Here is a 25,288-nt window from a genome sequence, read left to right on the forward strand (position 1 = left end):
CTTAATAGGTACGGACTTTCGGCTCGAAGGTGTCGACCGTCTTGGGCGTGAAGTTGACCTCACGCTTGGTCACGGTCTTTTCGCCCGGATTGAAAAGCGAGTGCTTGAGCCAGTTGACGTCATCGCGATCCGGATAATCGTAGCGAGAATGAGCCCCACGGCTCTCCTTGCGCTCCAGCGCAGCGATGGCGGTGGCTTCGGCCACTTCCAGTAGATTGTCTAGCTCGAGCGCCTCGACACGCGCCGTGTTGAAGACGTCGGACTTGTCGCCCAGATGCGCCTGCCCGATACGCTCGCGCAGCTCCGCCAGCTTCTTGACGCCTTCCTGCATGTTGTCTTCCTGGCGGAAGACACCGAATGCGTTCTGCATCGTGTTCTGCAGCTCGGCCTTGAGCTCGGAAACCGACTCGCCGCCACTGGACTCGTTCCAGCGCGCCAGGCGGCTCGTGGCACGTTCGACATCCGACGCAGAAGCGTCGAGATACTCGATGCCTTCGCTGAGCGCCTTGTCGATGTAGATGCCAGCGGCACGACCGAATACCACCAGATCGAGCAGCGAGTTACCGCCCAGGCGATTGGCGCCGTGAACCGAGACGCAAGCAGCTTCACCGCAGGCAAACAGACCATTGATGATCTGATCGTTGCCATTGCCGTCCTGCATGATGGCCTGTCCATGCACGTTGGTGGGAATACCCCCCATCATGTAGTGGCAGGTCGGCGTGACCGGAATCGGCTCCTTGACCGGATCCACGTGCGCGAAGGTCTTGGAGAGTTCGACGATCCCCGGCAGGCGCTTCATCAGCACCTCTTCGCCGAGGTGGTCGAGCTTCAGCATGACGTGATCGCCATTCTCGCCGCAACCACGGCCTTCCAGCACTTCCATGACCATGGAGCGCGCCACGACGTCACGTCCGGCGAGATCCTTGGCATTGGGCGCGTAACGCTCCATGAAGCGCTCGCCGTCCTTGTTGATCAGGTAACCACCTTCACCGCGGCAACCTTCCGTGACCAACGTCCCCGCACCGTAGATACCGGTGGGGTGGAACTGCCACATTTCCATGTCCTGCATCGGGAAGCCAGCGCGCAGTGCCATGCCGATGCCATCGCCGGTGTTGATCAGCGCGTTGGTGGTGGAGGCGAAGATACGCCCCGCCCCGCCGGTCGCCAGAACCGTCGCCTTGGATTTGACGTGCACGACTTCGCCGGTTTCGATGCACAGCGCAATACAACCGACCACGTCGCCGTTGGCGTTCTTCACCAGATCGATGGCATACCACTCGTCCAGGAAGACGGTGTTGTTTTTCAGATTGTTCTGATACAACGTGTGCAGCAGCGCATGGCCGGTACGGTCTGCAGCCGCGCAGGTACGCGCTGCCTGGCCACCCTTGCCGAAGTCCTTGGACTGACCACCGAAAGGACGCTGGTAGATACGGCCATTGTCGAAGCGTGAAAACGGCAGCCCCATGTGCTCGAGTTCGAAGACCGCCTTGGGGCCCTCGGAACACAGGTACTCCGCGGCGTCCTGGTCTGCGATGTAGTCGCCACCCTTGACGGTGTCGTACATGTGCCAGCGCCAATCGTCGTTGGGATCGGCCGAGGCAATGGCACAGGTAATACCGCCCTGTGCGGACACCGTGTGCGAACGGGTCGGAAAGACCTTGGACAGCACGGCAGTCTTCTTGCCGGATTTGGCCAGCTCGAGCGCCGCTCGCAGGCCGGAACCGCCACCACCGATGATGATGGCGTCGAATGTCAGGTTACGCATGGTAGACATGAATCAGGCTCCCCAGAGGACTTGAACGCCCCACACCAGAAAAACGAAGATGGCGAGAATCACGATGGCCTGGAAGCCGAAGCGAACACCGGTGTGTTTGAGATAGTCGGTGGAAACCGTCCACAGACCGACCCAAGCGTGAGCGGCCATGGAAATGAAGGCCAGCAAGGAAAAGATACGCATCCAGGTCTGGGCGAACAGGCCACTCCAGGTGGCGTAGTCCAGATTGGGATGGAACAGCAGGTAGGCCACGACGAACAGCGTGTAAAGCGCCAGAACGACGGCGGACACGCGCTGAATGAGCCAGTCCGACAGCCCGCTGCGACCGAGATTCGTAATATTGGTTACCATACCCAGACTCCCGCCAGAACCACCAGGACAGCACTGATCACGACCGTGATTTGCGCCTTGCGATTGCCACCTTCAAGATCGACACCGTAACCGGTGTCCATGAGCAGGTGCTTGATTCCCGCCACGAAGTGAAAGCCGAGTGCCGACAGCAGGCCCCAGGCGATCAGTTTCGCCAACACGTTATTCGCCAGCGCGTCGCGTACTGATTCGAACCCCTCGGGAGAGGACAGCGAAGCATCCAGCGCCCAGAAGCCGAAGATCAGCCCGACGAACAAGATGACGCCGGTAATGCGATGTGCGATGGAGGTGAGTGCGGGAAGTGGAAAATGGATGGTGGATAGGTCGAGGTTTACTGGACGTTTGCTATTCACGGCTCTTAAACACTCTCTTAACCCTGACGGGTTGTGCCCGTTCAGGGGCGGTGGTTTTTAGAAGCAGGATCACGGTCGCGGAAGCAGTTCCGATGCGGCCCAAACCGGCTGACGATGCCATATCGTGCGGTAGCAGATTATAGGGTTTGGGCAACCGTATGACAAATCGCTCCGGCGTCCAAAGACGGAAGAAATGCGCCAGAACCGCGCCAGCACGGCCTTCGGGTTGTCGACATTTGGCTCAAATTCTTTCGTTACTGTCAGCCTGCCCCTCTCAATTGGTATGATAGTGGCTAGATTGGCAGAACAACGAGCTCCCTTCGCACAAGCCCGCCCCCTCCGCCACCTTGCAACTCGGCAACAACGCCGAAGCCACGGCACAAGGGCGACCCAGGCGAATTGACAATCCCCCGCGGAAATCTATAGTGGGCGAACTATTTTTCGCCCGCACGGCAGTAAAGACAAAGGCTTATGTCACGATAAAGGAGGCCATAATGGCTGACAGAAAAGCGAAATTATCGGTCGATGGTGTCGACAATGCCATTGAGCTACCGGTATACCCCGGTACCGCTGGTCCCGACGTCATCGACGTCCGCGGCCTGACCGCAGAAGGCCTGTTTACCTACGACCCTGGCTTCGTTGCTACTGCTTCGTGCGAGTCCGGCATCACTTACATCGATGGCGCCGCCGGCACACTGCTTCATCGTGGCTATCCCATCGAACAACTGGCCGAAAGCTCCAACTATGTAGAGCTCTGCTATCTGCTGATGTTCGGCGAGCTCCCCTCCCCCGACGAGTACGAGACGTTCAGAAGCACGATTGCCCGCCACACCATGGTTCACGAGCAGATCGTCAACTTCTACAAGGGCTTCCGACGCGACGCACACCCGATGGCCGTTCTCTGCGGCGTCGTGGGCGGGCTGGCAGCTTTCTATCACGATAATCTCGACATCACGCAGGCCGACCAGCGCCACGTCAGCGCCATTCGCCTGATCGCCAAGATGCCGACCCTGGCGGCGATGTGCCACAAATACAACATCGGCCAGCCATTCATGTACCCGCGTAATGACCTCAATTACTCGGAAAACTTCCTGTACATGATGTTCGGCAATCCGTGCGAGAACTACGAGGTCAATCCGGTCATCGCCAAGGCGATGGATCGTATATTCATGCTTCACGCGGATCATGAGCAGAACGCCTCGACGTCCACCGTACGCTTGGCGGGCTCGACCGGCGCCAATCCTTTCGCCTGCATCAGTGCCGGCATCGCTGCACTCTGGGGGCCGGCACATGGCGGCGCCAACGAGGCGGTCCTGGCCATGCTGGACGAGATCGGCGACGACTCCGAAGAAAACATTCAGCGCTTCATCGATAAGGCCAAAGACAAGGAGGATCCGTTCAAGCTGATGGGCTTCGGTCACCGGGTCTACCGCAACTTCGACCCGCGCGCCAAAGTGATGAAGGAGACGTGCGATGAGGTGCTGGGCGAGCTGGGGATCGGCGACGACCCACAGCTGCAGATCGCCAAGCGCCTGGAGCAGATCGCCCTGGAAGACGAATACTTCATCGAGCGCAAGCTCTACCCCAATGTCGACTTCTATTCAGGCATCATTCTCAAGGCCATTGGCATTCCGACCAATATGTTCACCGTCATCTTCGCGATGGCACGAACCGTTGGCTGGATCTCTCACTGGAACGAGATGATCACCAACGGCTATCGAATCAGCCGGCCTCGCCAGCTCTATACCGGCTATGACAAGCGCGATTACCCCAAGAAATAACGCTTGACCTGATATGGCACTGGAACGCAAGCCGCCGACTTCTGTCGGCGGCTTTTTTGTGCCTGCCCAGCGGCACGGAAGATTTCCACACTTCCTGTGGATAACCCTGTTCAAAACCCTTCGATAATGTCACCAAACCGCCTTCAGAAGCGCCCTGGCAGCAAATTGCCTAAATTTTAATCAAATATAAAGCACTGATTTTTATGAAAAAAATCTACATCCACGTATTTTCAGCAAGTTAGCCGTGGCGCCAACAAGCGAGGAGCGAACAGTGGAAAAGCCTGCCGATGTCAAGCATTTCGACAGCAAAATCAGAGAGGTTATCAACAGCTGCAGATACCCGGAAAACCCGGTATCGAAGAAGAAACAGAAGGAAGGAATGAAATAGAGTGGCGTCCCATAGGGGGTTCGAACCCCTGTTACCGCCGTGAAAGGGCGGTGTCCTGGACCACTAGACGAATGGGACGCGGAAAACAGCCTGTTGGCTGGTTCTTGTGGTGGAGCCTAGCGGGATCGAACCGCTGACCTCAACACTGCCAGTGTTGCGCTCTCCCAGCTGAGCTAAGGCCCCGTCTCAAGAACGGGGCGAAATATACGGTCATCTCACTGATAAGTCAACGCTTTATTACCAGAAAAACTCGGCGGTTCGATCCGAACCAGCATCCTGACGCGCTATAGCTCCCGATACTGCTTTTCCAAGCGTTTAGCCTGCTTCTTGGAAACGCCACCCAACACCTCGATAGCATGCCGGAGACGAGCCCGTGTCATATCCGATCCGAGAATCGCCATGGCATCGAGCACCGACGTCGAATGGGCGCTGCCCGTCACCGCAATGAACACGGGAGCCAGAAAGACTTTCATCTTCAACTCGAAGTGCTCGGCTAGAAGTTTGACCTGTGCCAACAGTTCATCCTTTTCCCAGCGCGTCACGGCTTCCAGCCGCCAGACCAGGAACTGCAACAGCGCCAGCAAGGTATCGCGCTCGAGATTAATATCGGCAAAGCTTGCCTCGCGAATGTCGGGCAGCCCCGCGAAGAAATGGCCGGCCAGCGGCATGGCATCCGACAGCGTCGAGATACGCGGCCGGATCTGCGGAAGGATCTGGCCGATATACGCCTCGTTGAACGCCCAGTCACGCAACGCTTTCAACAGCGCCGCATCATCGAGGTCTTCTCGAATGTAGACACCGTTGAGCCAGGTCAGCTTGTCGAGATCGAATACCGGCCCCCCTAGCGAAACCCGCTGTATGTCGAAGTGAGCCATCATGTCGTCGAGGCTGAATTTCTCGCGCTCGTCCGGCATCGACCACCCCATCCGGCCCAGATAGTTGGTCACGGCCTGCGGCAGGAATCCCATGCGTCGATAGTAGTTGATCGAGGTAGGATTCTTGCGCTTGGACAGCTTTGATTTGTCGGGATTGCGAAGCAGCGGCATATGACACAGCTGCGGCATGGACCAGCCGAAATATTCATAGAGCAGCTTGTGCTTGGGCGCCGAATTGATCCACTCCTCGCCTCTCAGGACGTGAGTGATTCCCATCAGGTGGTCGTCGACCACATTGGCGAGATGGTAGGTCGGCATACCGTCCGACTTCATCAGAATCTGGGCGTCTACCTGTGCCCAGTCGACCTCGATCCGCCCGCGCAGCATGTCGTCGACTTCGCACACGCCTTCGGAAGGCACGTTCATGCGAATGACATAGGGGTAACCCTCGGCCTCCCGCCGCCGCTGCTCTTCCGGGTCCAGCGCCAGATCGTGCGGCTTCAACGCCAGGTGAAGTCCCGCTGCCTTGCGCTCTTCCCGCAGGGTGTCGAGCTCTTCACCAGTGCGATAGCATTTGAAAGCGTGCCCGCGCTCCAGCAGCTGTTGGGCGTGCTCGGCGTAGATATCGCCGCGCTCGCTTTGCCGATAGGGGCCGTGCGGACCGCCGACATCCGGCCCTTCGTCCCAATCCAGCCCTAGCCAGCGCAAAGAATCGAGAATCATCTGCTCCGACTCAGGCGTAGAACGCTGGCGGTCGGTATCCTCGATGCGCAGAACGAACTGCCCACCATGCTGGCGAGCGAAGCAGAGATTGAAGAGGGCGATGTAAGCCGTGCCGACGTGCGGATCGCCGGTGGGCGAAGGCGCAATACGCGTGCGTACCGTCATGAAATCCATTCCGTTGATGAACGAGCCGCCACATTATACGCCCCCAAGGCAATGGGCTGCAGCGCCCGACTCGTCGTCTTCGGCGCTTTTCGATGGTGGCAATGCCGACGACGGACTACTATCGGACTGATCGACTGCACTTCCGAAGTGCCGGCTTCCCGTCCTCACGGCACACGCAGACGACCGCAAACATGAATCAACGATAAGAATTTCCAGAAGGTTTCGGGCGACAAGTTCGTAACCCGAAGCATACTTCGGCGGTGAGTGGATATCCTCACTGCATCAATAACGCAGGCGAGATTCATGGATGGACGGTTTAGGACCACGAATCAAACAGCTACGCCTTCAGGCCGGCATGAGCAAGGCCGCGCTCGCAAGACGGGTAGGCGTCTCTGACGTCACGATCTCCTACTGGGAATCAGGCACGATCAAGCAGATCGGCCACGAGCGCCTGGTCGCGCTGACCTCGGCGCTGTGCTGCTCGATCAAACAGCTGCTCGATGATGACTCGTTAAACGCGATGGCGGCCGCCTCTCGTACGTCAGGCGGGACCGTGCTCAGCCTGCAGGCGAACCTTGCTGCACCCTGGGAGCAGCGGGAGGACGAACCGGGAGAGATGTCCACGCTGCAGATGCTGACCCAGGACTGTCACCTGGTAACGCCAGCAGAGAACGAGTCTTTCGATTTTCTGTTCGAAGGAGACCTCGCCGCCATCGCGCCTTGCGACAAGTTCCAGCAGGACGGACTGTATCTGCTGGAGCGCGAGGGTCTGTTGCAGATCCAGTATCTGGAACATCTCGCTTCCGGCAGAATGCGGGTCAGCGGTGAACAGCTTCAAGGCGCGACCGTGGAAAGCGTCCGCCACCCCCCCTTTCGCATCGTAGGCTATATCAGAGCCCGCTGGTGTCGTCAGTAGCAGCCTGGATAGCCGTACCCTGGAATTCAGGCCTGAAATTCCTGGCCTGAAATTCGTAATTTGAAATCTCTAGCTTGAAATCTGTCGCTTGGAATTCGCAATGTAGACAGTGCCGATCCGGCCACGCGGCGATCGCTGAATCACCGCGTGGCCCGGCCCTTATCAGGCAATCCTGTTCAATTGCCTTCGTTCAGCCGTGGCGCTGTTGCTGGCGATAGGCAAAGAAGAACACGACCAGCCCGCCCGCCGCAGTAGCCGCGCCGACATAACCGGTCACGGTCCATCCGAAACCCGCACCAATGGCCACCCCGCCCAGCCATGGCCCCAGGGCATTCGCGACATTGAAGGCCGCATGGTTGGACGCAGCCGCCAGCGTTTGCGCATCTGCCGCCACATCCATCAGGCGTGTCTGCAGTGCCGGCGACAGTGAGACCATGGTGCCGATGGCTATGCAAATCAGCAGTATCGACCAGAGCGACTGCGCCGCCAGCGGAAACAGAAGCAGGATGGCAATGCACCAGACCAGCAGCCAGCCGACGCCCTTGAGCTGCATCCGGTCATAGAGCTTCCCGCCGACGATATTGCCGATGATGGCGCCCGCACCGAATGCCGCCTGAGCGACCGGTATCCAGTAGGGCGACACCTGAGTCACGTTGATCAGCACCGGTGCCAGATAGCTGAATACGCAGAACATGCCGGCGAAGCCGATCGCCCCGACACCCAGCGTCAGCCAGACTTGGGAGCGCTTGAGCGCCGTCAGTTCCTGAGCAGGGCTGTTGCGCTTCTCCTGGCGATTCAACGGCAGATAGATGAACACCAGCACCACCGTGAGAATGGCGATGCCGCCGACCATCGCGAAGGCAAGGCGCCAACTCATCATCTGGCTCAACCAGGTGGCGAAGGGATTGCCTACCAGCATGGCGATCGTCAGGCCCGACATGACCCGGCTGACCGCCTGCGCACGCTTGTGCGTCGGAACCAGCGAGGCCGCGACCAGAGACGCCACGCCGAAATAGGCGCCGTGCGGCAATCCCGAGATGAAGCGGAAGATCATCAGGGTGTGATAATTGGGCGCCAGAGCACTGGCGATGTTGCCCAGCGCAAAAAACGCCATCAGCATCAGCAGGAGATGGCGTCGATAGAAATGCGAGCCCATGACGGCGATCAAGGGCGCGCCAACGACCACCCCCAGCGCATAGGCGCTGATGACGTTGCCGACCTGCGGCTCCGAAATTTGCAACGCCTCGGCCACGTTGGGCATCAGCCCCATGATGGTAAATTCGCCGACCCCGATGGCAAAGCCACCTACGGCCAGCGCTAGCTCTATCAACAGAGCAAACCGCCGCGACGGCTTCGCAGCGCCGGTCTCGAATGTGTCAGCCACAAACCACCCCTACTTTGGTCTAAGACGAAAAGGTCTCGATTATTCACGCCTCGCCACGGATTGGAAACCGCTGATGCGCTATCTGCGATGTTTTCTGCTGCCGAATGGCGAGGCACGACGTCCAGACAACCCTCTTCGAGAAGCCGGATTTCTGCCGCCGGGGAACTTTTTCGTCGATTGCCGCTCACAAGAACAAGCAAGAGATTCGACACAGCAGTTGCTATGCGGTTTCTCGAGCTTACTGTAACGATCGTTATCGCCGCGCCATGCGCGGCGATTTTTTGTCGGTACGATGTCTCTCGCTCGCTTTTTTCCCGTCATCTCGCTGTTCGCCGCCAGCCAGCTCCCGCCAAAGGGCAATAGCGAACGCCGCCCCAATCCATTACTGTCTCGCGGTCGCTCCACAACCCCACAACAAGCGCGACCTGAATAACGATATTGATATTTCGCTGAAGACACCGTACGGACTCATACTCATGCGCTCCCCCACCCCCTCTGCTTCCAGAATCACGGCTTCTCCAACCAATTTCTTCAAGCTTGCGTGCCGAACGCTGCCCCTGCTGGCGGTGATGCTCGCTGCTCCCGTTCACGCCGCTCCGCAAGGCAAGGTCGACTGTATCGCGCCTGCCCAGCCGGGCGGAGGATGGGACTTTACCTGCCGATCGGTAGCCAGAGCGCTCCAGGATCTCTCGCTGATCCCGGCGGCCATGCAGACGCTCAACGTCCCCGGCGCGAGCGGCGGCGTGGCCTTCAGCCACGTACAGGCGAAACGTTCCAGCGATGACGATCTGATCGTGGCGGCGTCGACCGCCACGACCACGCAACTGGCTCTGGGCAACTATCCCGACGGCAATGCCGATCAGGTTCGCTGGGTGGCGACGCTCGGCGCCGACTACGGCGTGATCGCCGTGGTGGCGGACTCGCCCTACCGCTCGCTTCCCGAGCTTCTCGACGACCTCAAGGCAGATCCCAGCAGCGTGACGTTCTCCGGCGGCGATGTCGCCGGTGGCTTCGATCACATCAAGGTGCTGATGGCAGCCCGCAAGGCGGGCATCAAGCCCATTCGCGACATCAAGTACCTGGCTTACGATTCCGGCTCGGTAGCGATCAGCCAGTTGCTCGGCGGACACATCGACGCCTTCACCGGCGACCTCAGTGAAGCCAAGAGCTTCGTCGACAGCGGCGATCTTCGCATTCTGGCGGTCTTCGCCGAGGATCGCTTGCCCGGCGAGCTGGCCGATATGCCCACGGCAAGAGAGCAAGGCATCGATGTGGTCGCCCCCAACTGGCGCGGGTTCTATACCCCTGCAGACGCTTCCGAAACGAGCTACGCGTGGTGGAAGCAGACCCTGAACGACCTCTACGTTTCTCCACAATGGAAGCAGATCATGACCCAAAATGGCCTGCTGCCGTTCCACAAGTCGGGCGACGAGCTGAACCGCTTCGTCGATCAACAGATCACCGACATCCGCGAGATCGGTGGCGAGCTGGGCATGATCCGATAACAGTCCACGTCTGCGTTCGTTTGGAGGCTGCGGCAACCGACGTGGTAAACTGAGCCGGTCGCCGCGCACTCGGAGCGCCTCAATGTCACTCTTTCTTGTGGTTTTCGCCGTCTGTCTGCTGGTCAGCGTGGCCACCGTGACGGCGCTGATGCTGTCTCGAACGCCCCGTTACCGCACCCAGGCGCAGGATCTGCTCGATCTCTTCGATGCGGTGCTGAATAACCGTGCCAGCGAAGCACGCTGGCATATGCTGATCGGCTACCCGATCCGCCACGATACCTATCTGGAAAACCTGCGCCGGCGAAGCCAGCGACTAATGGAAACCCACGGGCGCCCCTGGCAAGCCGCTCAGGGGGGATCGCTGTTTTCCCGCAGCGGACGCGAAGAGTTGATGGCGCTGCGCGATCATCTGGCTGCCCACCTGGCGCTTCAGGGAGGCGAATATCGTGCCTGACCCGATTTTCCTGCGGCAGACACCATGACCGATACGATTCGCCTGGCACCGCTCGACAACGCCATTCAGCATCATCACCACGACTATCACCAGATCGTGATCGGGTTGTCCGGCTATGCGGAATTCGAGATTGCCGGCCAGGGCGGTGTCGTGGCGCCGCTTTCCGGTTGTCTGGTGCCGGCCAATATCGAGCACTACTACGAAGGGATCGGCGACAATCGACAGTTGATCATCGACCTGCCGGACGACGCCGCTTCCCTGACCGGCATGCACCGCCCGTTGAGAAGCCTGTTCGACCGCCCGGGCTACTTCTCGCTGGACGAATCGCTGCAGCATTATCTCCAGTTCCTGATTCAGGAGATGACCCATGCCAGCCATGCGCCAGCGGATCTGCTGGTCACGACGCTACTGAGTTCGCTGCACGCCCGCCTCAGCGCGGCGTTCCGCTCTCCGCCGCTGACCAGGCGAACCAGCCGGTCGCTGGACATTCAACGACTCGAGCAGTTCGTGCTGGAACGTCTGGACCAGCGCCTGAGCGTATCCGACCTGGCCAATCTCGCCTGCCTCAGCGAGGCGCACTTCTCCGAGCGCTTTCGCGAACAGACAGGTATCACGCCGTATCAGTTCGTGATGCGGTTGCGGCTGACCCGGGTTCGCGAGCTGACGACATTGACCGACATGCCACTGGCCGAGATCGCGGAACGCACCGGATTCGCCAGCCAGAGCGCTCTGAGCCACGCCTTTCGCCGTCGCTACGGCCACTCTCCCATGCAGTTGCGTCGCCCCTCTCACTAGCGGATAACCCGGGCTTTTTCGCAAATCTCCCCCGGATAATTGGCAAGAACCCTTCCCCTGTTTCACGCTAGAGTCAGCCACCACGCCTTCCATTATTGACGGCCACCGCCTGCTTGCCGCGAGCGGTCGCCGAGGCTAACGCCGATTCCTGTGGACCATACTGCAGTGGTCCATACTGCTATAGGGGCTTCAACAATGCTAAAAGCCGATCAAATGCTGGACACTGCCACTTGGCAGACTTCGCTCGACGACCTGTTTGCCAGAATCAGCGACCATTACATCGTCGACGAAGACGCCTATCTGACCGAGCTGTGTACGCTGCTGGGAGCGGGTAAAGCCGATTTCGCACGTATCGGTGACAAGACGGCACAACTGGTGCGCGATGTCCGTGCCATGGATACCGCCGTCGACTCCATCGATGAGCTGCTTCAACAGTACAGCCTCGACACGCAGGAAGGCGTATTACTGATGTGCCTGGCCGAAGCGCTGCTGCGCATTCCCGACAAGGCCACCGCCGACGCGCTGATCGAGGACAAGCTGGGGGTCGCCGACTGGAAGCGTTATCTGGGCCAGAGTGAATCCTGGTTCGTCAATGCCTCGACCTGGGGCCTGCTGATGACCGGCAACGTGATCCAGATGGACAAGCCGCGAGAAGGCAAGCCGGCCAACTTCATCAACAAGATGGTCAATCGCATGGGCGAACCGGTCATTCGCAGTGCGATGTACCAGGCGATGAAGATCATGGGGCAGCAGTTCGTGCTGGGCCGCACGATCGACGAAGCGCTCAAGCGCTCCCGGCCGCTCTTCAACAAGGGCTACACCTACTCCTACGACATGCTGGGCGAAGCCGCACGTACCCGTCAGGATGCCAAGCGCTATTTCGACGATTACGCCGCGGCGATTCTCGAGGTGGGCAAGACCAGCCTCAAGCTGGACGCCAGAACACCGGCGCCGTCCGTGTCGATCAAGCTGTCGGCGCTGCATCCGCGTTATGAGTTCGGCCGTCGCACCCAGGTACTCGAGGAGCTCGTCGGTACGGTCAAGCAGCTCGTCGAACTGGCCCGCGAACGCCACGTCGCGCTGACCATCGATGCCGAGGAAGTGGACCGCCTCGAGCTGTCGCTCGAGGTCTTCCGCGCCGTCTTCGAGAGCGATGTCTGTCGTGGCTGGGGGCATTTCGGCCTGGTGGTCCAGGCCTATTCCAAGCGCGCGCTGCCGGTCCTCCACTACATCAACCGACTGGCCGATCGACAGGGCGACGAGATTCCGCTGAGACTGGTCAAGGGCGCGTACTGGGATACCGAAATCAAGGAGTCGCAGAAACTCGGTGTCGGCGGCTACCCCGTCTATACCCGCAAGGCATGTACCGATGTCGCCTATCTCGCCTGCGCCCAGTTCCTGCTGTCCGAGAACACTCGCGGCCGCATTTTCCCTCAGTTCGCGACGCATAACGCGCACACCATCACCAACATTCTCGAACGGGCCAACCATGCCGACCGCGCGTTCGAATTTCAGCGCCTGCACGGCATGGGAGAAGCCCTCTACGACGCCGCGCTGTCACGAGCGCCCGAAGGCACCTACTGCCGCATCTACGCCCCGGTGGGAGCACACAAGGATCTACTGCCCTACCTGGTCCGGCGCCTGCTGGAAAATGGCGCCAACTCGTCATTCGTCCATCAGCTGGTCGACCCGCGCGTTCCGGTGGAATCGCTCTGCGTTCACCCGATCGCCACCCTCAAGCAATACCCGACCTTCGCCAATACCAAGATCCCGTTGCCGCGCCAGATCTATGGTCCGACACGCAAGAACTCCAAGGGCGTCAACTTGAACATCAATAGCGAATATCAACCGCTCGTCGATCGCATGGCGGACTTCATGGAGCGCGAGCATCACGTCAAGCCGCTGCTCGGAATCAATGTCGCCGACGACGAGAGCCAGCGCCAGCGCGTCACCAGCCCGTACGACCGCCGTCAGTCCGTGGGCAGCGTGCAATGGACCACGCGCGAGCAGGCCGAGAAGGCCGTCGATATCGCCTGGCAAGCCTTCCCCCGCTGGAGCGAGACGCCAGTCGAGGAGCGTGCGGCCATTCTCGAACGCCACGCCGACCTGATGGAGACGCATCTCGCGGAACTGATGACGCTCTGCTCCCGCGAGGGCGGCAAACTGCTCACCGACGGTGTCGACGAGATTCGCGAAGCGGTGGATTTCTGCCGCTACTACGGAGCGCGCGCGCGCGAGCTGTTTGCCGAGCCGAGCGTGTTGCCAGGGCCGACCGGCGAGTCCAACGAGCTGGTGTTGCAGGGCAAAGGGGTCTTCGCCGCGATCAGCCCCTGGAACTTCCCCGTCGCCATCTTTACCGGACAGCTCGTTGCAGCGGCGGTGGCCGGCAATACCGTGCTTGCCAAGCCCGCCGAGCAGACCTCGCTGGTCGCCAACCGCGTGATCGAATTGCTGTACGAGGCCGGCATGCCCCGGGACGTGGTGCAGTTGCTGCCTGGCGACGGCCCCACCGTGGGTAGCGTCCTGAGCAGCGACCCGCGCATCACCGGCGTGGTCTTCACCGGCTCGACCGACACCGCACAGATCATCAACCGGGCCCTGGCCGCCAGGGAAAATGCCGCGCTCCCTACGTTGATCGCCGAGACCGGCGGCATGAATGCGATGATCGTCGACTCGACCGCCCTGCCCGAACAGGTCGTGGCCGATGTCGTCCACTCCGCATTCCAGAGTGCCGGACAGCGCTGTTCCGCGCTACGCGTTCTCTATCTTCAGGAAGATATCGCCGACCGTGTGATCGAGATTCTACGTGGGGCCATGGATGAATTGCGCATCGGTGATCCGCGTGACCTGGGCACCGATGTCGGCCCGGTCATCGATGAAGACGCCCGCCAGGGTCTGCTCAAGCATGTCGAGACCATGAAGGCCGAAGGCCGCCTGATCGCCGAGGCGAAACTCGATCCGGCCCAGACCAGCAACGGCACCTTCGTTGCGCCGATGGCATTCAATATCGACGGCATCGAGTCGATGGAAACCGAACAGTTCGGCCCCCTGCTGCACATCGCCCGCTACCGCGCCGATCAACTGGAAGCGGTCATCGACTCCATCAATGCCAAGGGCTATGGGCTGACGTTCGGCGTTCATAGTCGCAACGAGAACTTCACCAACCATGTCGCCAGCCGCATCCGCGTCGGCAACGTCTATGTCAACCGCGATATCATCGGCGCGGTCGTCGGCGTACAGCCGTTCGGCGGACAAGGATTCTCCGGTACCGGACCCAAGGCGGGCGGCCCCCATTATCTGTTACGCTTCGTCACCGAAAAGACGCGCACCATCAATACGGCCGCGCTGGGTGGGAACGCCTCACTGCTTGCCATGGGAGACGAGTGATCGCCACGTCCGGCCTAGGCTTTGTCTGAAAACTGCCTGCGCTCGGCCATACGGCGTTAAAAATCGGCTCAAAGTACTCATTTACACCGCGTAAACTCCGTCTTTTCGCCGATTTTTGCCTTGTCTGACCTTCGCTCGACGACTTTTCAGACAAAACCTAATAATTAAGAAACAGGAGACGTTTTTATGGCTATTGGTGTCTGGATAAGCCTTTTTGCCTACTTTGCGCTCATGATCGCCATCGGCCTCTACGCCATGCGCACATCCACTTCCACGTCGGAAGACTACATGCTGGGCGGCCGGACGCTCAGCCCGCAGGTGGCGGCGCTGTCGGCCGGCGCCTCGGACATGAGCGGCTGGCTGTTGCTGGGGCTGCCGGGGGCGATGTTCGTCTCCGGCCTGGGCTCGGCCTGGATCGGTATCGGCCTGTTCGTGGGAGCGTTCTTCAACTGGCTCCTGGTCGCACCGCGCCTTCGTGAACAGACGGTTCACTATGGCAATGCGATCACCATCCCGGCCTTTCTGGCAAACCGGTTCCCCACCCGGGCCATGTCGCTGAGGACGGTATCCGCTATCGTCATCGTCGTCTTCTTCGCGGTCTACACGGCGTCAGGCCTGGTGGCGGGCGGCAAGCTGTTCGAAAGCGCCTTTGCCAATGTCATCAGCATCGGTGGCCTGAGCGACTATGCGGCGGGCGTGATCATCACGCTCGGCGTGGTCCTGACATATACGGTCGTTGGCGGCTTTTTGGCCGTGAGCATGACCGACTTCGTGCAGGGCTGCATCATGATGCTGGCACTGGTAATCATGCCGGCGGTGGTGATCTTCGGCGAAGGAGGCGGCGGTTTCTCCCAAGCCTCGCAGACCCTGAACGAGGTCGATCCCACCCTTCTGTCGTGGACAGATGGGCTGACCTTCATCGGCTGGCTCTCCGCGGTGACCTGGGGGCTGGGCTATTTCGGACAGCCGCATATCATCGTGCGCTTCATGGCCATCCGGTCGCTGAAGGATGTACCCGTCGCCCGCAACATCGGCATGAGCTGGATGCTCATCTCCCTGATCGGCGCTGTCTCGCTGGGCATATTCGGCCGGGCCTATGCGATCCGTAACGGTATGGAAGTCGAGGATCCGGAAACGATCTTCATCATCCTGGCGGATCTGCTGTTCCATCCGCTGATCACCGGCTTCCTCTATGCCGCGCTGCTTGCCGCGATTATGAGTACGATTTCCAGCCAGCTGCTGGTGGCCTCCTCGTCGCTGACCGAGGACTTCTACCGCCTGTTCCTGCGCAAGGAGGCGACGGAGAAGGAAACCGTCGGTATCGGCCGGATCAGTGTCGTGCTGGTTGGCCTGGTGGCCGCCGTGATTGCGTCCGACCCGGACTCTCAGGTGCTGGGGCTGGTGAGCAACGCCTGGGCCGGCTTCGGTGCGGCATTCGGCCCGTTGATCCTTCTCTCGCTGATGTGGTCGCGCACCAATGGCGCTGGCGCCATCGCAGGCATGGTGGTGGGCGCTCTCACCGTCATCGTCTGGATCTCGCTGGGCTGGAACGGTGAATTCATGGGGGGCCCCGGCGTCTACGAGATCATTCCCGGCTTCATCGCCTCCGTCATCGCCATCCTGGTGGTTAGCAGCGTGACCAGCGATGCCGGGGAGTACAAGCAGATCTCGCGTTAGCAAAGCGTGCGTGATGGACTCTAGGCATCGAAGGGCTCCTGCGGGAGCCCTTTTTCATGCTCCGTTCATGCCCTCCCGATACCCGGCCCGCGTCCCCGCCCTGGCTTTGCCTGAAAGGTGCCCCCTGGCTTTGCCTGAAAGGTGCCGTGCCCACCCATGCATGCCTGCAGCCTTTCCGCCTCCGGGCCCTAGACATGATGTTCGCGGAACGCCCACAGCCGCGAACCGATGTAGGTGATCAACGGCACGGTCAACGTAGCAATGACGATGGCCCAGAATCCCGCGATCCTGGTGGATGCCAGCAGCGCCGCCAGCACCCCGTTATTGAGCACGAATCCCAGCACCGCCAGCGTGAAAAAGCGCTTTGCCCGCCCGCGGCGCCGGAATGTCAGCCGCCGATGACCAATGAGAGATATCTGGAAGGCCACCAGAAACCCGCACAGGTTGACGATGAATTCCGACAGCGCCGGCCATAGCGCGCTCAGGACAGCCGCGACCGACAGATGGGCAGCCGTCGCCGCCGTGCCTACCAGGCCGAAACGTGCGGCGGTCTTGGCTTCGCGCTTGAGTCGACGTTTCATGAGTTGCGGGAGGCCTCATCGACCAGACCCGCTTTGGCCAGGCTATCTTTATCATCCAGGCTGTCTTCGGCGACCAGGTAGAGCGGCCGCTGCTTGGTTTCGATGAACAGGCGTCCCACGTACTCGCCCAGAATCCCGACGGACAGCAGTTGCATGCCGCCGAAGAACAGGATCGCCGTCATCAAAGAAGCATAGCCGGGGACATCGCTGCCCACCACGATCACACGCCCCACGAGCAGCAGAATGTAGAGGAATGCGAGCCCCGCGATGACCGCGCCGAAATACATCCAGATGCGCAGCGGCCAGGTCGAGAAGCTGACGAAACCGTCGATGGCGAAGTTCCAGAGTTTCCAGAAGTTGAACTTGCTCTCTCCGCTCTCTCTCGCCGGCCGGTTGTAATAGATGCCGGTCGAACGGTATCCGGGCCAGCTGAACAGCCCTTTCATGAACCGGTTACGCTCCGGCAATCGCTTGATCGCCTCGACGACACGGCGATCCATCAGCCGGAAATCTCCCGCGTTACTGGGGATGGGCGTCTCCGCCAGCCGGTTGAAGAAGCGATAGAAAAGCCCCGCGGAGGTCCGCTTCGCCTGGGTATCTTCATCCCGCGAACCCCGAATGCCGTAGATCATGTCGTAGCCGTGCTCCCGCCATAGACGAATGAATTCCAGAATCACCTCCGGCGGGTCCTGCAGATCGACATCCATCGGCACCACAGCATCACCGCGCGCATGGTCGAGACCGGCGGTCATGGCAGCCTCCTTGCCGAAATTGCGCGTCAGCGATATCACCCGAGTGCGAGGATCCAGCGCTGCCCGCTCTCGCAGCGTGGCCAGCGTCGCATCGGTGGAACCGTCGTCGACGAACAGAATTTCCAGTCGCGGCACCGCATCGCCCAGCGTGCAATCCACGGCTTCCAGGAACCGCTCGATGGCCGTTTCCTCGTTCATCACCGGCACCACGATCGACAACATCCAGTTTCTCTGACGACTCTCCACGAGCACTCCTTGCGCGATGTGCTGCCATCTCATCTCGTATTGGCAACTCGAGCCATTCGCTACTACGCTAATCCTAGCCGGTAGCAGCGGATTGCGCACAAGCAGGCATAACGCCTATGGAGCTGTAAAAAAACGCTGTTTCAAAATTTTACTGGACATAAAAAACACTGTTTCCTATCATAGGGACGTTGTCTCATAGAATGTGAAAGCCGGTAACACGGCTTCATGATGAAAGGAAGGGAGTACTTATCATGACCAAGACCAAACTGTTTTCTGCACTGGTGGTTGCCGGCGCTTGCGCATTCGGAACCCAAGCCGCTTTCGCCTACGGCGCTGGCGACTTCTACGGCCGTCTGGGCGTTGCCAAGACCGACGTTGACACCGGTTATACCGATGACAACGACAAGGGCGCCTACCTGGGCCTGGGTTACATGGTTCACGACAAGATCGGTGTCGAGCTGAGCTCCATGACCGAAACCAAGGTTCACGCTGAAGGCGGCAACTTCAAGCAGGTTCCGATTAACCTGATGGCTCAGTACTACCCGCTCGGCGGCATGGACTCTCGTGTCCAGCCCTATGCTGGTGTCGGCGTCAACTACACCACGTTCTCCGACGAGAGCGGTGTCGGCAGCGTCGACGATTCCTGGGGTGCGGCCGGCCAACTGGGTGTTGACCTGAACGTCACCGAAAACTTCGGCTTCAACGCTTTCGCGCAGTACACCGATGTCAGCGCCGACATCGATGGCGGCCGCGACATCGATCTCGACCCGGTCACCGTCGGTGCCGGTGTTACCGCTCGCTTCTAAGCGATCGGCGATCGATAGCAAAACCGGGCCTCAGGGCCCGGTTTTTTGTGTCCGCGATTCAGCAAGCGAACGACCATGCTCGCTGTGACCGCTCACGCCTGGGTGACGATGCGGTCGACGACGGCGAGTTCACGAATTACCGGCTCTCTCCTCGAGGCCGGTTCGTCCTTGAGCCACACCTCCATTGCCGGCGCGACCGCGCAGCTCTCCGGCAGGGTCGCACGGGCGTCGATCAGTGCCTGCAGACGGGCGATAAAGACGTACCGCAGCCATTGCGGCAGTGACATGGTATCGACGCAGAATGGTTGCCGGCTTTCGAACGCCGAAGCGTCCGGCCGGGATTTCTCCCAGAAGCCGGCCTCCATCAGGGCCGTTTCCAATTCACGCAAGGCACTGGCCAATTCATCGTGTGGACTCATTCTCTCTCCTGTTGCTGTCTGGATATGGCGCCTTCAGGGTTGCTCACAGAAACCCTGAAAGAGCCTGTGGATAAACTTGGGACACCTTGATCGGAGCGCCGCAAGCCATGCCTTGGCGGAAACTGTTCAATTTTTGGCCACCCCCTATCCAGCGCCATCACCGCAAGTTACAGTGCGCGCCTTGATGAAAATGACGACCGCTACCATGCAAACGCTGAGCGATTTTTTCGCCCATAGCGGCGCAGAGCTTGCGCTGTCGACCCTGGGCCGACGTGTGGCGCCAATGCGCCAGGACACTTTCGCTGCCTTCGAACAGGAGCGCGAGCCATGGCCGCTACCCTGGAACGGCCATGCACAGGTCGCATGCGCCCTGCGCTGGCCAGCTACCTACCAGGATCCGGCGATCTGGTTTCTGTCGTTACCGCTGGACGAACAGGGCATGCTGGTTCCTGCCGCGCGCGACGGATTTCTCGATCGCCTGCTCCAGACCCTGGGCACCCAGGCTGCCGATCCGTCAGAGAACGGTCTCGCACAAGGTAAGCTGGAGCCGCCCAATCTGATGCAGGACAATCCACTGGCATTCGAACCGGAGCTGCACCAGCGCGCGCTGCTGCATGCTCGCCTGTCTCGCCATTTCGGGCAACCGTCGTCATCGCATTCGGACATGGCGCGCCGTTACCTCATCGGCGACGACGCTCTCAATTGGCAAATGCTCGGCCTCCAAGGGCTGGCCGATCAGGTGGTCGCCAGCGATCCCGCCGTCATCGAGGCATTGGCGCTGCGCCTGAACACGCTGCCCCGCGAGGTGATCCTGCCGCTGTGCTACCTGATGGAGCATGGCGATACGCCGGCCGAGCTTCTTCCCACTCTCTGGCACGCCCTCGCCACCGCCCGCGAAGCGCAGGATATAGAGACGTTCTGCGCCCTGCTGAGAGCGCTACTGGGCAGTGACGAACCCCGGGTCGGAGAATGGCTCGATGGTATTCTCGAAGACGACGACCTCATGGCCGCCGACTGTCTCGCCGCCATCGCCGCCCGCGGCTGGCAGCACCTCGAACATGAAACCCGGCTCGAGCGGTTTCTGGAACGTCTGGCAAGTTGCAGGAATGCCAACTTCCGCCGCGTCGTCCATGATTTGGCATTGATCCCTCGCCTGCGCCTGCCCATATTGATGATGCTGCGTCAGGCGCCGGCGAACTCTGCCGTGGGCCGGCTCGTCAGAGAATGGAATGCTTGAACCCATGAAAGCACTACCCTACCAGGCCAAGGCGGTCATCGGCCGACGTGAAATGGTCACGCTACCGGACCTGCACATGACACTCTGCTGCAAGGCGGACACCGGCGCGAGGACATCGGCCTTGCATGCGGAACGGATCGAACCCTACGAGGAGAACGGTCACCCGTGGGTTCGGTTCATCACCCGCTCAAGTGGCCAGCAGAGCACGCACCATGAATGTCAGTTGCCTCTGCACGATCGTCGCCGGGTGAGAAGTTCCAACGGCCAGCAGGAGTGGCGCTATGTCATTCGTACGCGTCTTCTGCTCGGCGGGCTGGATTTCCCCATCGAGCTGACCCTGACCGATCGCAGCAACATGCGCCACCCCATGCTGCTGGGAAGGCGCGCCATGCGGCGGCTTCTGGTTGCCCCTGGCGCCGCGTTCCTGCACGGTGAACCCTGACGGCCCGTTTCGCCTCGCCCTTCCTTCCATTCACGCATCGGAGCCCCAAGCGCATGCATATCGGCATCCTGTCACGCAATCGCAACCTCTACTCGACGCGCCGCCTGGTCGAGGCCGCCGAGCAGCGTGGCCATACCGTCAGAGTCGTCGACACGCTGCGCTGTTACATGAGCATCGCCTCGCACCGCCCTTCGATTCATTACAAGGGCGAAGAGCTCGAGTCCTTCGATGCCATCGTTCCGCGCATCGGAGCATCGGTCACGTTCTACGGCTGTGCCGTGCTGAGGCAGTTCGAGATGATGAACACGTACGTGCTCAACGATTCGGTCGCGATCACTCGCTCGCGAGATAAATTGCGCTCCCTGCAACTGCTCTCCCGCAAGGGGCTTGGGTTACCGGTCACCGGCTTTGCCCACTCGCCCGACGACATCCCCGACCTGATCACCATGGCTAAGGGCGCACCGTTGGTGATCAAGCTGCTGGAAGGCACGCAGGGCATCGGCGTGGTCCTGGCGGAAACCAACCAGGCCGCCGAGTCGGTCATCCAGGCTTTCATGGGCATGAAGGCAAACATCATGGTTCAGGAGTACATCAAGGAAGCCAAGGGCGCCGATATTCGCTGCCTCGTGATCGGCGACAAGGTCGTGGCATCGATGAAGCGCCAGGCTGCCGAGGGTGAATTCCGTTCCAACCTCCACCGCGGCGGCACCGCCAGCGTCATCCGCATCACGCCGGAAGAGCGCTCCACCGCGATTCGCGCAGCCAAGGCCATGGGGCTCGGCGTGGCGGGTGTCGATCTGCTGCGCTCCAACCATGGCCCGGTGATCATGGAGGTCAATTCCTCCCCTGGCCTGCAGGGTATCGAAACCGCGACCGGCAAGGATATCGCGGGCCTGATCGTCGAGCATCTGGAGAAAAATGCCAGCACGCCACGGAAAGCGCCGCCGAAACCCAAGGGCTGATGGATAGCGGTCGAACAAATGGCCGAAAATCCTAAATTTTTCTGCGCCCGGGGGTGGCAAAACAGTGTTTCCGGCCGCACAATTTGTGTCACCTCAGGAGGTGGCCGCACATGTTTCTCGACAATCGCCAAGTGGCGATGGACAGCGTACTCGAAGCGCTGGCCGACAGTCTCGATTACTTTCAGGACAATCTCGATCGCCTGCGACCGGCGTTGCGTAATGCCCTGAAACCCCATTACGAGGAACGTGGGGCCGCCATGCGCGAACTGCAGCAACTGGTTCGCGAACATCTCGATATACTGCCTCGCGATGCCGATGTCGAACGCGACGATTACCTCTGGCTCTGGAGCCGTATCAAGAGCTTCGTCGGCAACGACAGTGCCGTACTACTCGGAGAGCTGCTCGAGCAGGAGCGCGTATTGATGCAGGCGCTGGGCACCGCGTTCACGCACCCCTTGCCGGAAGCCCTGGAGCCCTCGCTGGAACGGTGTTGGAAGAACTGCCGCGCATTGATCCGGGAGATCAACAAGCTGCAGCAACGCCAACGCTAAGAAGCGGTTCTTGGAGGCATGCTACCTTGCTGGCGACAACTCAGGCCTGGATGCGTGTCATGGCGATGACAGCTGGATCGGCTCCAGAGGCCCCAGGAAGTAAGGCTTTCGCCCCCAGACGTAGAGATCGCCAAAGGTAGCGGCACGGGCGAGCCATTCGCGTAGACGTAGCCGCCATTCTCCCTCAACGCCATCATCGGGCACCGCACAGCCGGTAGCCTCGATCCCCAGAACCTCGGCGATGAACAGAGCCCGTGGCAGGTGCCAGCCCTGGGAAATCAGCATCAGGCGATCCGCGCCAAACACCTCCTTGGCACGAACCACGCTATCGAAAGTACTGAAGCCGGCATAATCGAGCGTCATGTGAGCATCGCTGACGTTGCGATGGCGCAAGGAGCGCCACATGCTGATGGGCTCGTTGTAGTACCGCGTGCGGTTGTCGCCGGAAAGCAGCAGATGCTGAACGCGGTGAAGCCTCAGCAGCTCTGCCGAGGTCTCCATCCGGGCCTGATAGTAGGGATTGGTGCCGCCCTCTCGCAGCCACTGCGCGGTACCGAAGACCAGCCCGACCGGCTGCATGGCACACAGCGGCACCTCGTGTTCGATTCGGGCGTGGGTCTTCTGGAGTATCCAGAGATTGATCACCACGACACCGATCACCAGCAGCAACAGGCCAGCGAACAGTGCCTTGAGCAATCCCTTCAGCAGCTCGAGCATGGATGAACGACACGGTAACGGTGTGGGGAAAGCGATCGTCGGGCGCCCCAGCCGGGAGTCGAATAGCGATTAGAGATGTCAATCAGCATGTCGCGTTCGTTATCCTGCCAGAAACCGGCTCGCGCAGCCCGGGAGCATGGCTCCATGCAGCGTGCCAGGGTCCGTCGATCCTAGAACATTCCCAGCTCGAGGCGCGCCTCTTCGCTCATCATCTCACGGCTCCAGGGAGGATCGAAAACGATTTCCACGTGAACCTTGGAGAACTGCGGCGCACCGAGAATCTTGCGCCGCGCGTCTTCAGCGATCACGTCGCCCATGCCGCAACCGGGCGCCGTCAGCGTCATGCGAATGGTCACCATGCGTTCGCCGGTAAGCAGGCGCTCGATACGACAGCCATAGACCAGTCCCAGATCGACGATGTTGACCGGTATCTCCGGGTCGAAGCATGTCCGCAACTGCTCCCAGACGAAAGCTTCCATTTCCGCTTCCGTCGCATCGGGATCCAGCGTCGGCCGCTCGAGCGCCTTCAGCCCCAGCGCGTCGAGATCATGGCCTTCGATCAGATAGAGACGGCCTTCGTAGCTGACGGTAATCGAGTTGCCCTTGGCCTGCATCACCACCACGGTGCTGTCCTCGGCCAGCGTGATGGTCTTGCCGAACGGAATCGAAATGACATCGACATCCCGCTGCAGCGGCATTTCCTGACCCTTGTAGACCTCGTTTAGCGGATCCATCGTTGCTCCTGACAGAATTGCCGGCCCGGACACGCCGGAAGCCGGAACCGGCTCAGCGCAGCATGCCCAGCACGCGCTGCAAGGCCTCGACGAACGCATCGACCTCTTCCGGCGTGTTGTAGACTGCCAGCGAGGCACGACAGGTCGCCTCGACACCGAAATGACTCAATACCGGTTGGGCGCAGTGATGTCCGGTGCGAATCGCCACACCCAACTGATCGATCAACAGACCGATATCCTGGGCATGCGCACCGTCGACGAGAAACGAAATCACGCCCGCCTTCTCCGGTGCCGTGCCGATGATTCTCAGCCCGTCGATCTGTTCGAGCTTCTGGGTCGCATGATCCAGCAGCCACTGCTCCCAGGCCGACAGCCGCTCGATGCCGAGCGCGTTGACCCAGTCCAGTCCCGCGCCCATGGCGATGACATCGGCCACCGAAGGCGTTCCCGCCTCGAACCGGTGCGGAACGGCCGCGAATTCAGTGCCACGATCGAAGGAGACTCGCGAGATCATCTCTCCGCCACCCTGCCACGGCGGCATGGACTCGAGGATGGAAGCCTTGGCATACAGCGCCCCGGCCCCCATCGGCCCATAGACCTTGTGACCCGAGAAGGCGTAGAAGTCGGCATCCAGCGCCTGCACGTCGACCGCCTGATGCGGCACAGCCTGGGCGCCATCGACCAGCATGAGCGCACCGCCGGCATGGGCATCGCGCGCCATCTCGGCAATGGGATTGATCGTGCCCAGCGCATTGGAGACATGGTTGACGCAGACCAGCCTGGTCCGCTCGCCCAGCATCTCGCGATAGGCCTCCTGATCGAGTACGCCTCGCGCATCGACGGGGATGACCTTGATCACGATCCCCAGCTCACGCTCGAGCAACTGCCAGGGCACGATGTTGGAGTGATGCTCCATCAACGAGATCACCACCTCGTCGCCCGCCTTCAGGTTGGCCCGGCCCCAGCTGTTGGCGACCAGATTGATCGCCTCGGTGGTCCCCCGCGTGAACACGATCTCGCGCGGCTCGAAGGCATTGAGGTGGCGCTGAACCGTGGTGCGCACGCCTTCGAAGGCCGCCGTCGCCTCGTCGGCCAGCGTATGCAGCCCGCGATGGATATTGGCGTTGTAACGACGGTAGTAGTCGCTGAGGCTGTCGATGACCGCCACCGGCGTCTGACTGGTGGCCGCGTTGTCGAGGTAGATCAGCGGTCGACCGTGAACCTCACGCTCGAGAATCGGAAAATCCCGACGTACGGCCGCCAGGTCCAGCGTCAGATCGGTAATCGCGGTCATC

23 protein-coding genes and 2 tRNA genes are annotated in these 25,288 nt (G+C 60.6%); 12 read left to right on the forward strand and 13 right to left on the reverse strand.

What is annotated here, in order from left to right; translation table 11 throughout:
• Position 1 precedes the first annotated feature (1 nt).
• From sdhA to sdhC, 3 genes are read right to left on the reverse strand one after another with little or no spacing between them, the layout of a single operon-like run.
• Positions 2-1,774, reverse strand: a complete 1,773-nt coding sequence (gene sdhA, locus ACWHY3_RS12720; protein WP_448126676.1) for a succinate dehydrogenase flavoprotein subunit — start codon at positions 1,772-1,774, stop codon at positions 2-4.
• Positions 1,775-1,777: 3 nt separating this feature from the next.
• Complete coding sequence (gene sdhD, locus ACWHY3_RS12725; protein WP_071233220.1) at positions 1,778-2,125, reverse strand: succinate dehydrogenase, hydrophobic membrane anchor protein; 348 nt, start codon at positions 2,123-2,125, stop codon at positions 1,778-1,780.
• Positions 2,119-2,496 (reverse strand): succinate dehydrogenase, cytochrome b556 subunit, encoded by a 378-nt coding sequence (gene sdhC, locus ACWHY3_RS12730; RefSeq protein ID WP_075569934.1) that lies wholly within the window; start codon positions 2,494-2,496, stop codon positions 2,119-2,121. The genes sdhD and sdhC overlap by 7 nt, the downstream gene beginning before the upstream one ends.
• 494 nt (positions 2,497-2,990) lie before the next feature.
• Here sdhC and gltA point away from each other — a divergent pair, with 494 nt between their 5' ends.
• A complete protein-coding gene (gene gltA, locus ACWHY3_RS12735; protein ID WP_087719528.1) occupies positions 2,991-4,277 on the forward strand; it encodes a citrate synthase in 1,287 nt (428 codons plus the stop codon).
• A gap of 390 nt (positions 4,278-4,667) precedes the next feature.
• On the opposite strand, the gene ACWHY3_RS12740 is transcribed toward gltA, so the two are convergent.
• The 3 genes from ACWHY3_RS12740 to gltX form a co-directional block, all read right to left on the reverse strand.
• Positions 4,668-4,743 (reverse strand) — tRNA-Glu (locus ACWHY3_RS12740).
• A 29-nt stretch (positions 4,744-4,772) separates the two neighbouring features.
• Positions 4,773-4,848, reverse strand: a tRNA-Ala gene (locus ACWHY3_RS12745).
• Between the two features lie 101 nt (positions 4,849-4,949).
• Positions 4,950-6,428 (reverse strand): glutamate--tRNA ligase, encoded by a 1,479-nt coding sequence (gltX, locus tag ACWHY3_RS12750; protein ID WP_448126677.1) that lies wholly within the window; start codon positions 6,426-6,428, stop codon positions 4,950-4,952.
• 307 nt (positions 6,429-6,735) lie between these two features.
• Between gltX and ACWHY3_RS12755 the strand changes: the two genes are divergently transcribed.
• Positions 6,736-7,344, forward strand: coding sequence for a helix-turn-helix domain-containing protein (locus ACWHY3_RS12755; RefSeq protein ID WP_083387503.1), 609 nt, complete (start codon positions 6,736-6,738; stop codon positions 7,342-7,344).
• A 190-nt stretch (positions 7,345-7,534) separates the two neighbouring features.
• Here ACWHY3_RS12755 and ACWHY3_RS12760 read toward each other — a convergent pair whose 3' ends face one another.
• Positions 7,535-8,728 carry an MFS transporter gene (locus ACWHY3_RS12760; RefSeq protein WP_448126678.1) on the reverse strand — a complete coding sequence of 398 codons (1,194 nt, stop codon included), beginning with the start codon at positions 8,726-8,728 and terminating at the stop codon, positions 7,535-7,537.
• A 476-nt stretch (positions 8,729-9,204) separates the two neighbouring features.
• Here ACWHY3_RS12760 and ACWHY3_RS12765 point away from each other — a divergent pair, with 476 nt between their 5' ends.
• The 5 genes from ACWHY3_RS12765 to putP all read left to right on the forward strand — a co-directional run bounded on the left by ACWHY3_RS12765 (position 9,205) and on the right by putP (position 16,546).
• Positions 9,205-10,233, forward strand: coding sequence for a Bug family tripartite tricarboxylate transporter substrate binding protein (locus tag ACWHY3_RS12765; protein WP_448126679.1), 1,029 nt, complete (start codon positions 9,205-9,207; stop codon positions 10,231-10,233).
• Positions 10,234-10,315: 82 nt separating this feature from the next.
• A complete protein-coding gene (locus ACWHY3_RS12770) occupies positions 10,316-10,687 on the forward strand; it encodes a hypothetical protein (RefSeq protein ID WP_448126680.1) in 372 nt (123 codons plus the stop codon).
• Positions 10,688-10,711: 24 nt separating this feature from the next.
• Positions 10,712-11,482, forward strand: coding sequence for an AraC family transcriptional regulator (locus ACWHY3_RS12775; RefSeq protein ID WP_303855192.1), 771 nt, complete (start codon positions 10,712-10,714; stop codon positions 11,480-11,482).
• A 195-nt stretch (positions 11,483-11,677) separates the two neighbouring features.
• A complete protein-coding gene (gene putA, locus ACWHY3_RS12780) occupies positions 11,678-14,869 on the forward strand; it encodes a bifunctional proline dehydrogenase/L-glutamate gamma-semialdehyde dehydrogenase PutA (RefSeq protein ID WP_448126681.1) in 3,192 nt (1,063 codons plus the stop codon).
• 186 nt (positions 14,870-15,055) lie between these two features.
• Positions 15,056-16,546: a sodium/proline symporter PutP gene (gene putP, locus ACWHY3_RS12785; RefSeq protein ID WP_087719318.1), complete on the forward strand. Its 1,491-nt coding sequence runs from the start codon at positions 15,056-15,058 to the stop codon at positions 16,544-16,546.
• 188 nt (positions 16,547-16,734) lie between these two features.
• Here putP and ACWHY3_RS12790 read toward each other — a convergent pair whose 3' ends face one another.
• Together ACWHY3_RS12790 and ACWHY3_RS12795 are read right to left on the reverse strand one after the other, a co-directional pair.
• Positions 16,735-17,127, reverse strand: coding sequence for a GtrA family protein (locus ACWHY3_RS12790; RefSeq protein ID WP_087719319.1), 393 nt, complete (start codon positions 17,125-17,127; stop codon positions 16,735-16,737).
• Positions 17,124-18,125: a glycosyltransferase family 2 protein gene (locus ACWHY3_RS12795; protein ID WP_256961242.1), complete on the reverse strand. Its 1,002-nt coding sequence runs from the start codon at positions 18,123-18,125 to the stop codon at positions 17,124-17,126. Before ACWHY3_RS12795 ends, ACWHY3_RS12790 begins: the two co-directional genes overlap by 4 nt.
• A gap of 251 nt (positions 18,126-18,376) precedes the next feature.
• Here ACWHY3_RS12795 and ACWHY3_RS12800 point away from each other — a divergent pair, with 251 nt between their 5' ends.
• Positions 18,377-18,931 carry an OmpW/AlkL family protein gene (locus tag ACWHY3_RS12800; RefSeq protein ID WP_087719321.1) on the forward strand — a complete coding sequence of 185 codons (555 nt, stop codon included), beginning with the start codon at positions 18,377-18,379 and terminating at the stop codon, positions 18,929-18,931.
• Between the two features lie 92 nt (positions 18,932-19,023).
• On the opposite strand, the gene ACWHY3_RS12805 is transcribed toward ACWHY3_RS12800, so the two are convergent.
• A complete protein-coding gene (locus ACWHY3_RS12805; protein ID WP_087719322.1) occupies positions 19,024-19,350 on the reverse strand; it encodes a YqcC family protein in 327 nt (108 codons plus the stop codon).
• Between the two features lie 205 nt (positions 19,351-19,555).
• Between ACWHY3_RS12805 and ACWHY3_RS12810 the strand changes: the two genes are divergently transcribed.
• The 4 genes from ACWHY3_RS12810 (at position 19,556) to ACWHY3_RS12825 (ending at position 22,542) form a co-directional block, all read left to right on the forward strand.
• Positions 19,556-20,587: a DUF3549 family protein gene (locus ACWHY3_RS12810; RefSeq protein WP_087719323.1), complete on the forward strand. Its 1,032-nt coding sequence runs from the start codon at positions 19,556-19,558 to the stop codon at positions 20,585-20,587.
• Between the two features lie 4 nt (positions 20,588-20,591).
• Complete coding sequence (locus tag ACWHY3_RS12815) at positions 20,592-21,029, forward strand: ATP-dependent zinc protease family protein (RefSeq protein ID WP_071233235.1); 438 nt, start codon at positions 20,592-20,594, stop codon at positions 21,027-21,029.
• 53 nt (positions 21,030-21,082) lie between these two features.
• Positions 21,083-21,991, forward strand: a complete 909-nt coding sequence (rimK, locus tag ACWHY3_RS12820) for a 30S ribosomal protein S6--L-glutamate ligase (protein ID WP_087719324.1) — start codon at positions 21,083-21,085, stop codon at positions 21,989-21,991.
• A 110-nt stretch (positions 21,992-22,101) separates the two neighbouring features.
• Positions 22,102-22,542 (forward strand): hypothetical protein, encoded by a 441-nt coding sequence (locus ACWHY3_RS12825; protein WP_087719325.1) that lies wholly within the window; start codon positions 22,102-22,104, stop codon positions 22,540-22,542.
• A 57-nt stretch (positions 22,543-22,599) separates the two neighbouring features.
• Here the strand turns inward: ACWHY3_RS12825 and ACWHY3_RS12830 are convergent, their stop codons facing one another.
• From ACWHY3_RS12830 to ACWHY3_RS12840, 3 genes are all read right to left on the reverse strand, one after another.
• Positions 22,600-23,259, reverse strand: coding sequence for a SanA/YdcF family protein (locus ACWHY3_RS12830; RefSeq protein WP_087719326.1), 660 nt, complete (start codon positions 23,257-23,259; stop codon positions 22,600-22,602).
• A 170-nt stretch (positions 23,260-23,429) separates the two neighbouring features.
• Positions 23,430-23,993, reverse strand: a complete 564-nt coding sequence (sufT, locus tag ACWHY3_RS12835; protein ID WP_087719327.1) for a putative Fe-S cluster assembly protein SufT — start codon at positions 23,991-23,993, stop codon at positions 23,430-23,432.
• Positions 23,994-24,045: 52 nt separating this feature from the next.
• The gene (locus ACWHY3_RS12840) at positions 24,046-25,287 is read right to left on the reverse strand and encodes a SufS family cysteine desulfurase (RefSeq protein ID WP_448126682.1); all 1,242 of its coding nucleotides are present in this window, start codon (positions 25,285-25,287) and stop codon (positions 24,046-24,048) included.
• Between the last annotated feature and the right edge of the window lies 1 nt (position 25,288).

The sequence above is a fragment of the Salinicola sp. NYA28a genome, from assembly GCF_976982775.1.

Excerpts from the sequence above, each read along its gene's own strand:
- sdhA (WP_448126676.1), bottom strand. The coding sequence starts at position 1,774 with ATGTCTACCATGCGTAACCTGACATTCGACGCCATCATCATCGGTGGT.
- sdhD (WP_071233220.1), bottom strand. The coding sequence starts at position 2,125 with ATGGTAACCAATATTACGAATCTCGGTCGCAGCGGGCTGTCGGACTGG.
- gltA (WP_087719528.1), top strand. The coding sequence starts at position 2,991 with ATGGCTGACAGAAAAGCGAAATTATCGGTCGATGGTGTCGACAATGCC.
- gltX (WP_448126677.1), bottom strand. The coding sequence starts at position 6,428 with ATGACGGTACGCACGCGTATTGCGCCTTCGCCCACCGGCGATCCGCAC.
- ACWHY3_RS12755 (WP_083387503.1), top strand. The coding sequence starts at position 6,736 with ATGGACGGTTTAGGACCACGAATCAAACAGCTACGCCTTCAGGCCGGC.
- ACWHY3_RS12765 (WP_448126679.1), top strand. The coding sequence starts at position 9,205 with ATGCGCTCCCCCACCCCCTCTGCTTCCAGAATCACGGCTTCTCCAACC.
- ACWHY3_RS12770 (WP_448126680.1), top strand. The coding sequence starts at position 10,316 with ATGTCACTCTTTCTTGTGGTTTTCGCCGTCTGTCTGCTGGTCAGCGTG.
- ACWHY3_RS12775 (WP_303855192.1), top strand. The coding sequence starts at position 10,712 with ATGACCGATACGATTCGCCTGGCACCGCTCGACAACGCCATTCAGCAT.
- putA (WP_448126681.1), top strand. The coding sequence starts at position 11,678 with ATGCTAAAAGCCGATCAAATGCTGGACACTGCCACTTGGCAGACTTCG.
- putP (WP_087719318.1), top strand. The coding sequence starts at position 15,056 with ATGGCTATTGGTGTCTGGATAAGCCTTTTTGCCTACTTTGCGCTCATG.
- ACWHY3_RS12790 (WP_087719319.1), bottom strand. The coding sequence starts at position 17,127 with ATGAAACGTCGACTCAAGCGCGAAGCCAAGACCGCCGCACGTTTCGGC.
- ACWHY3_RS12800 (WP_087719321.1), top strand. The coding sequence starts at position 18,377 with ATGACCAAGACCAAACTGTTTTCTGCACTGGTGGTTGCCGGCGCTTGC.
- ACWHY3_RS12805 (WP_087719322.1), bottom strand. The coding sequence starts at position 19,350 with ATGAGTCCACACGATGAATTGGCCAGTGCCTTGCGTGAATTGGAAACG.
- ACWHY3_RS12810 (WP_087719323.1), top strand. The coding sequence starts at position 19,556 with ATGCAAACGCTGAGCGATTTTTTCGCCCATAGCGGCGCAGAGCTTGCG.
- ACWHY3_RS12815 (WP_071233235.1), top strand. The coding sequence starts at position 20,592 with ATGAAAGCACTACCCTACCAGGCCAAGGCGGTCATCGGCCGACGTGAA.
- rimK (WP_087719324.1), top strand. The coding sequence starts at position 21,083 with ATGCATATCGGCATCCTGTCACGCAATCGCAACCTCTACTCGACGCGC.
- ACWHY3_RS12825 (WP_087719325.1), top strand. The coding sequence starts at position 22,102 with ATGTTTCTCGACAATCGCCAAGTGGCGATGGACAGCGTACTCGAAGCG.
- ACWHY3_RS12830 (WP_087719326.1), bottom strand. The coding sequence starts at position 23,259 with ATGCTCGAGCTGCTGAAGGGATTGCTCAAGGCACTGTTCGCTGGCCTG.
- sufT (WP_087719327.1), bottom strand. The coding sequence starts at position 23,993 with ATGGATCCGCTAAACGAGGTCTACAAGGGTCAGGAAATGCCGCTGCAG.
- ACWHY3_RS12840 (WP_448126682.1), bottom strand. The coding sequence starts at position 25,287 with ATGACCGCGATTACCGATCTGACGCTGGACCTGGCGGCCGTACGTCGG.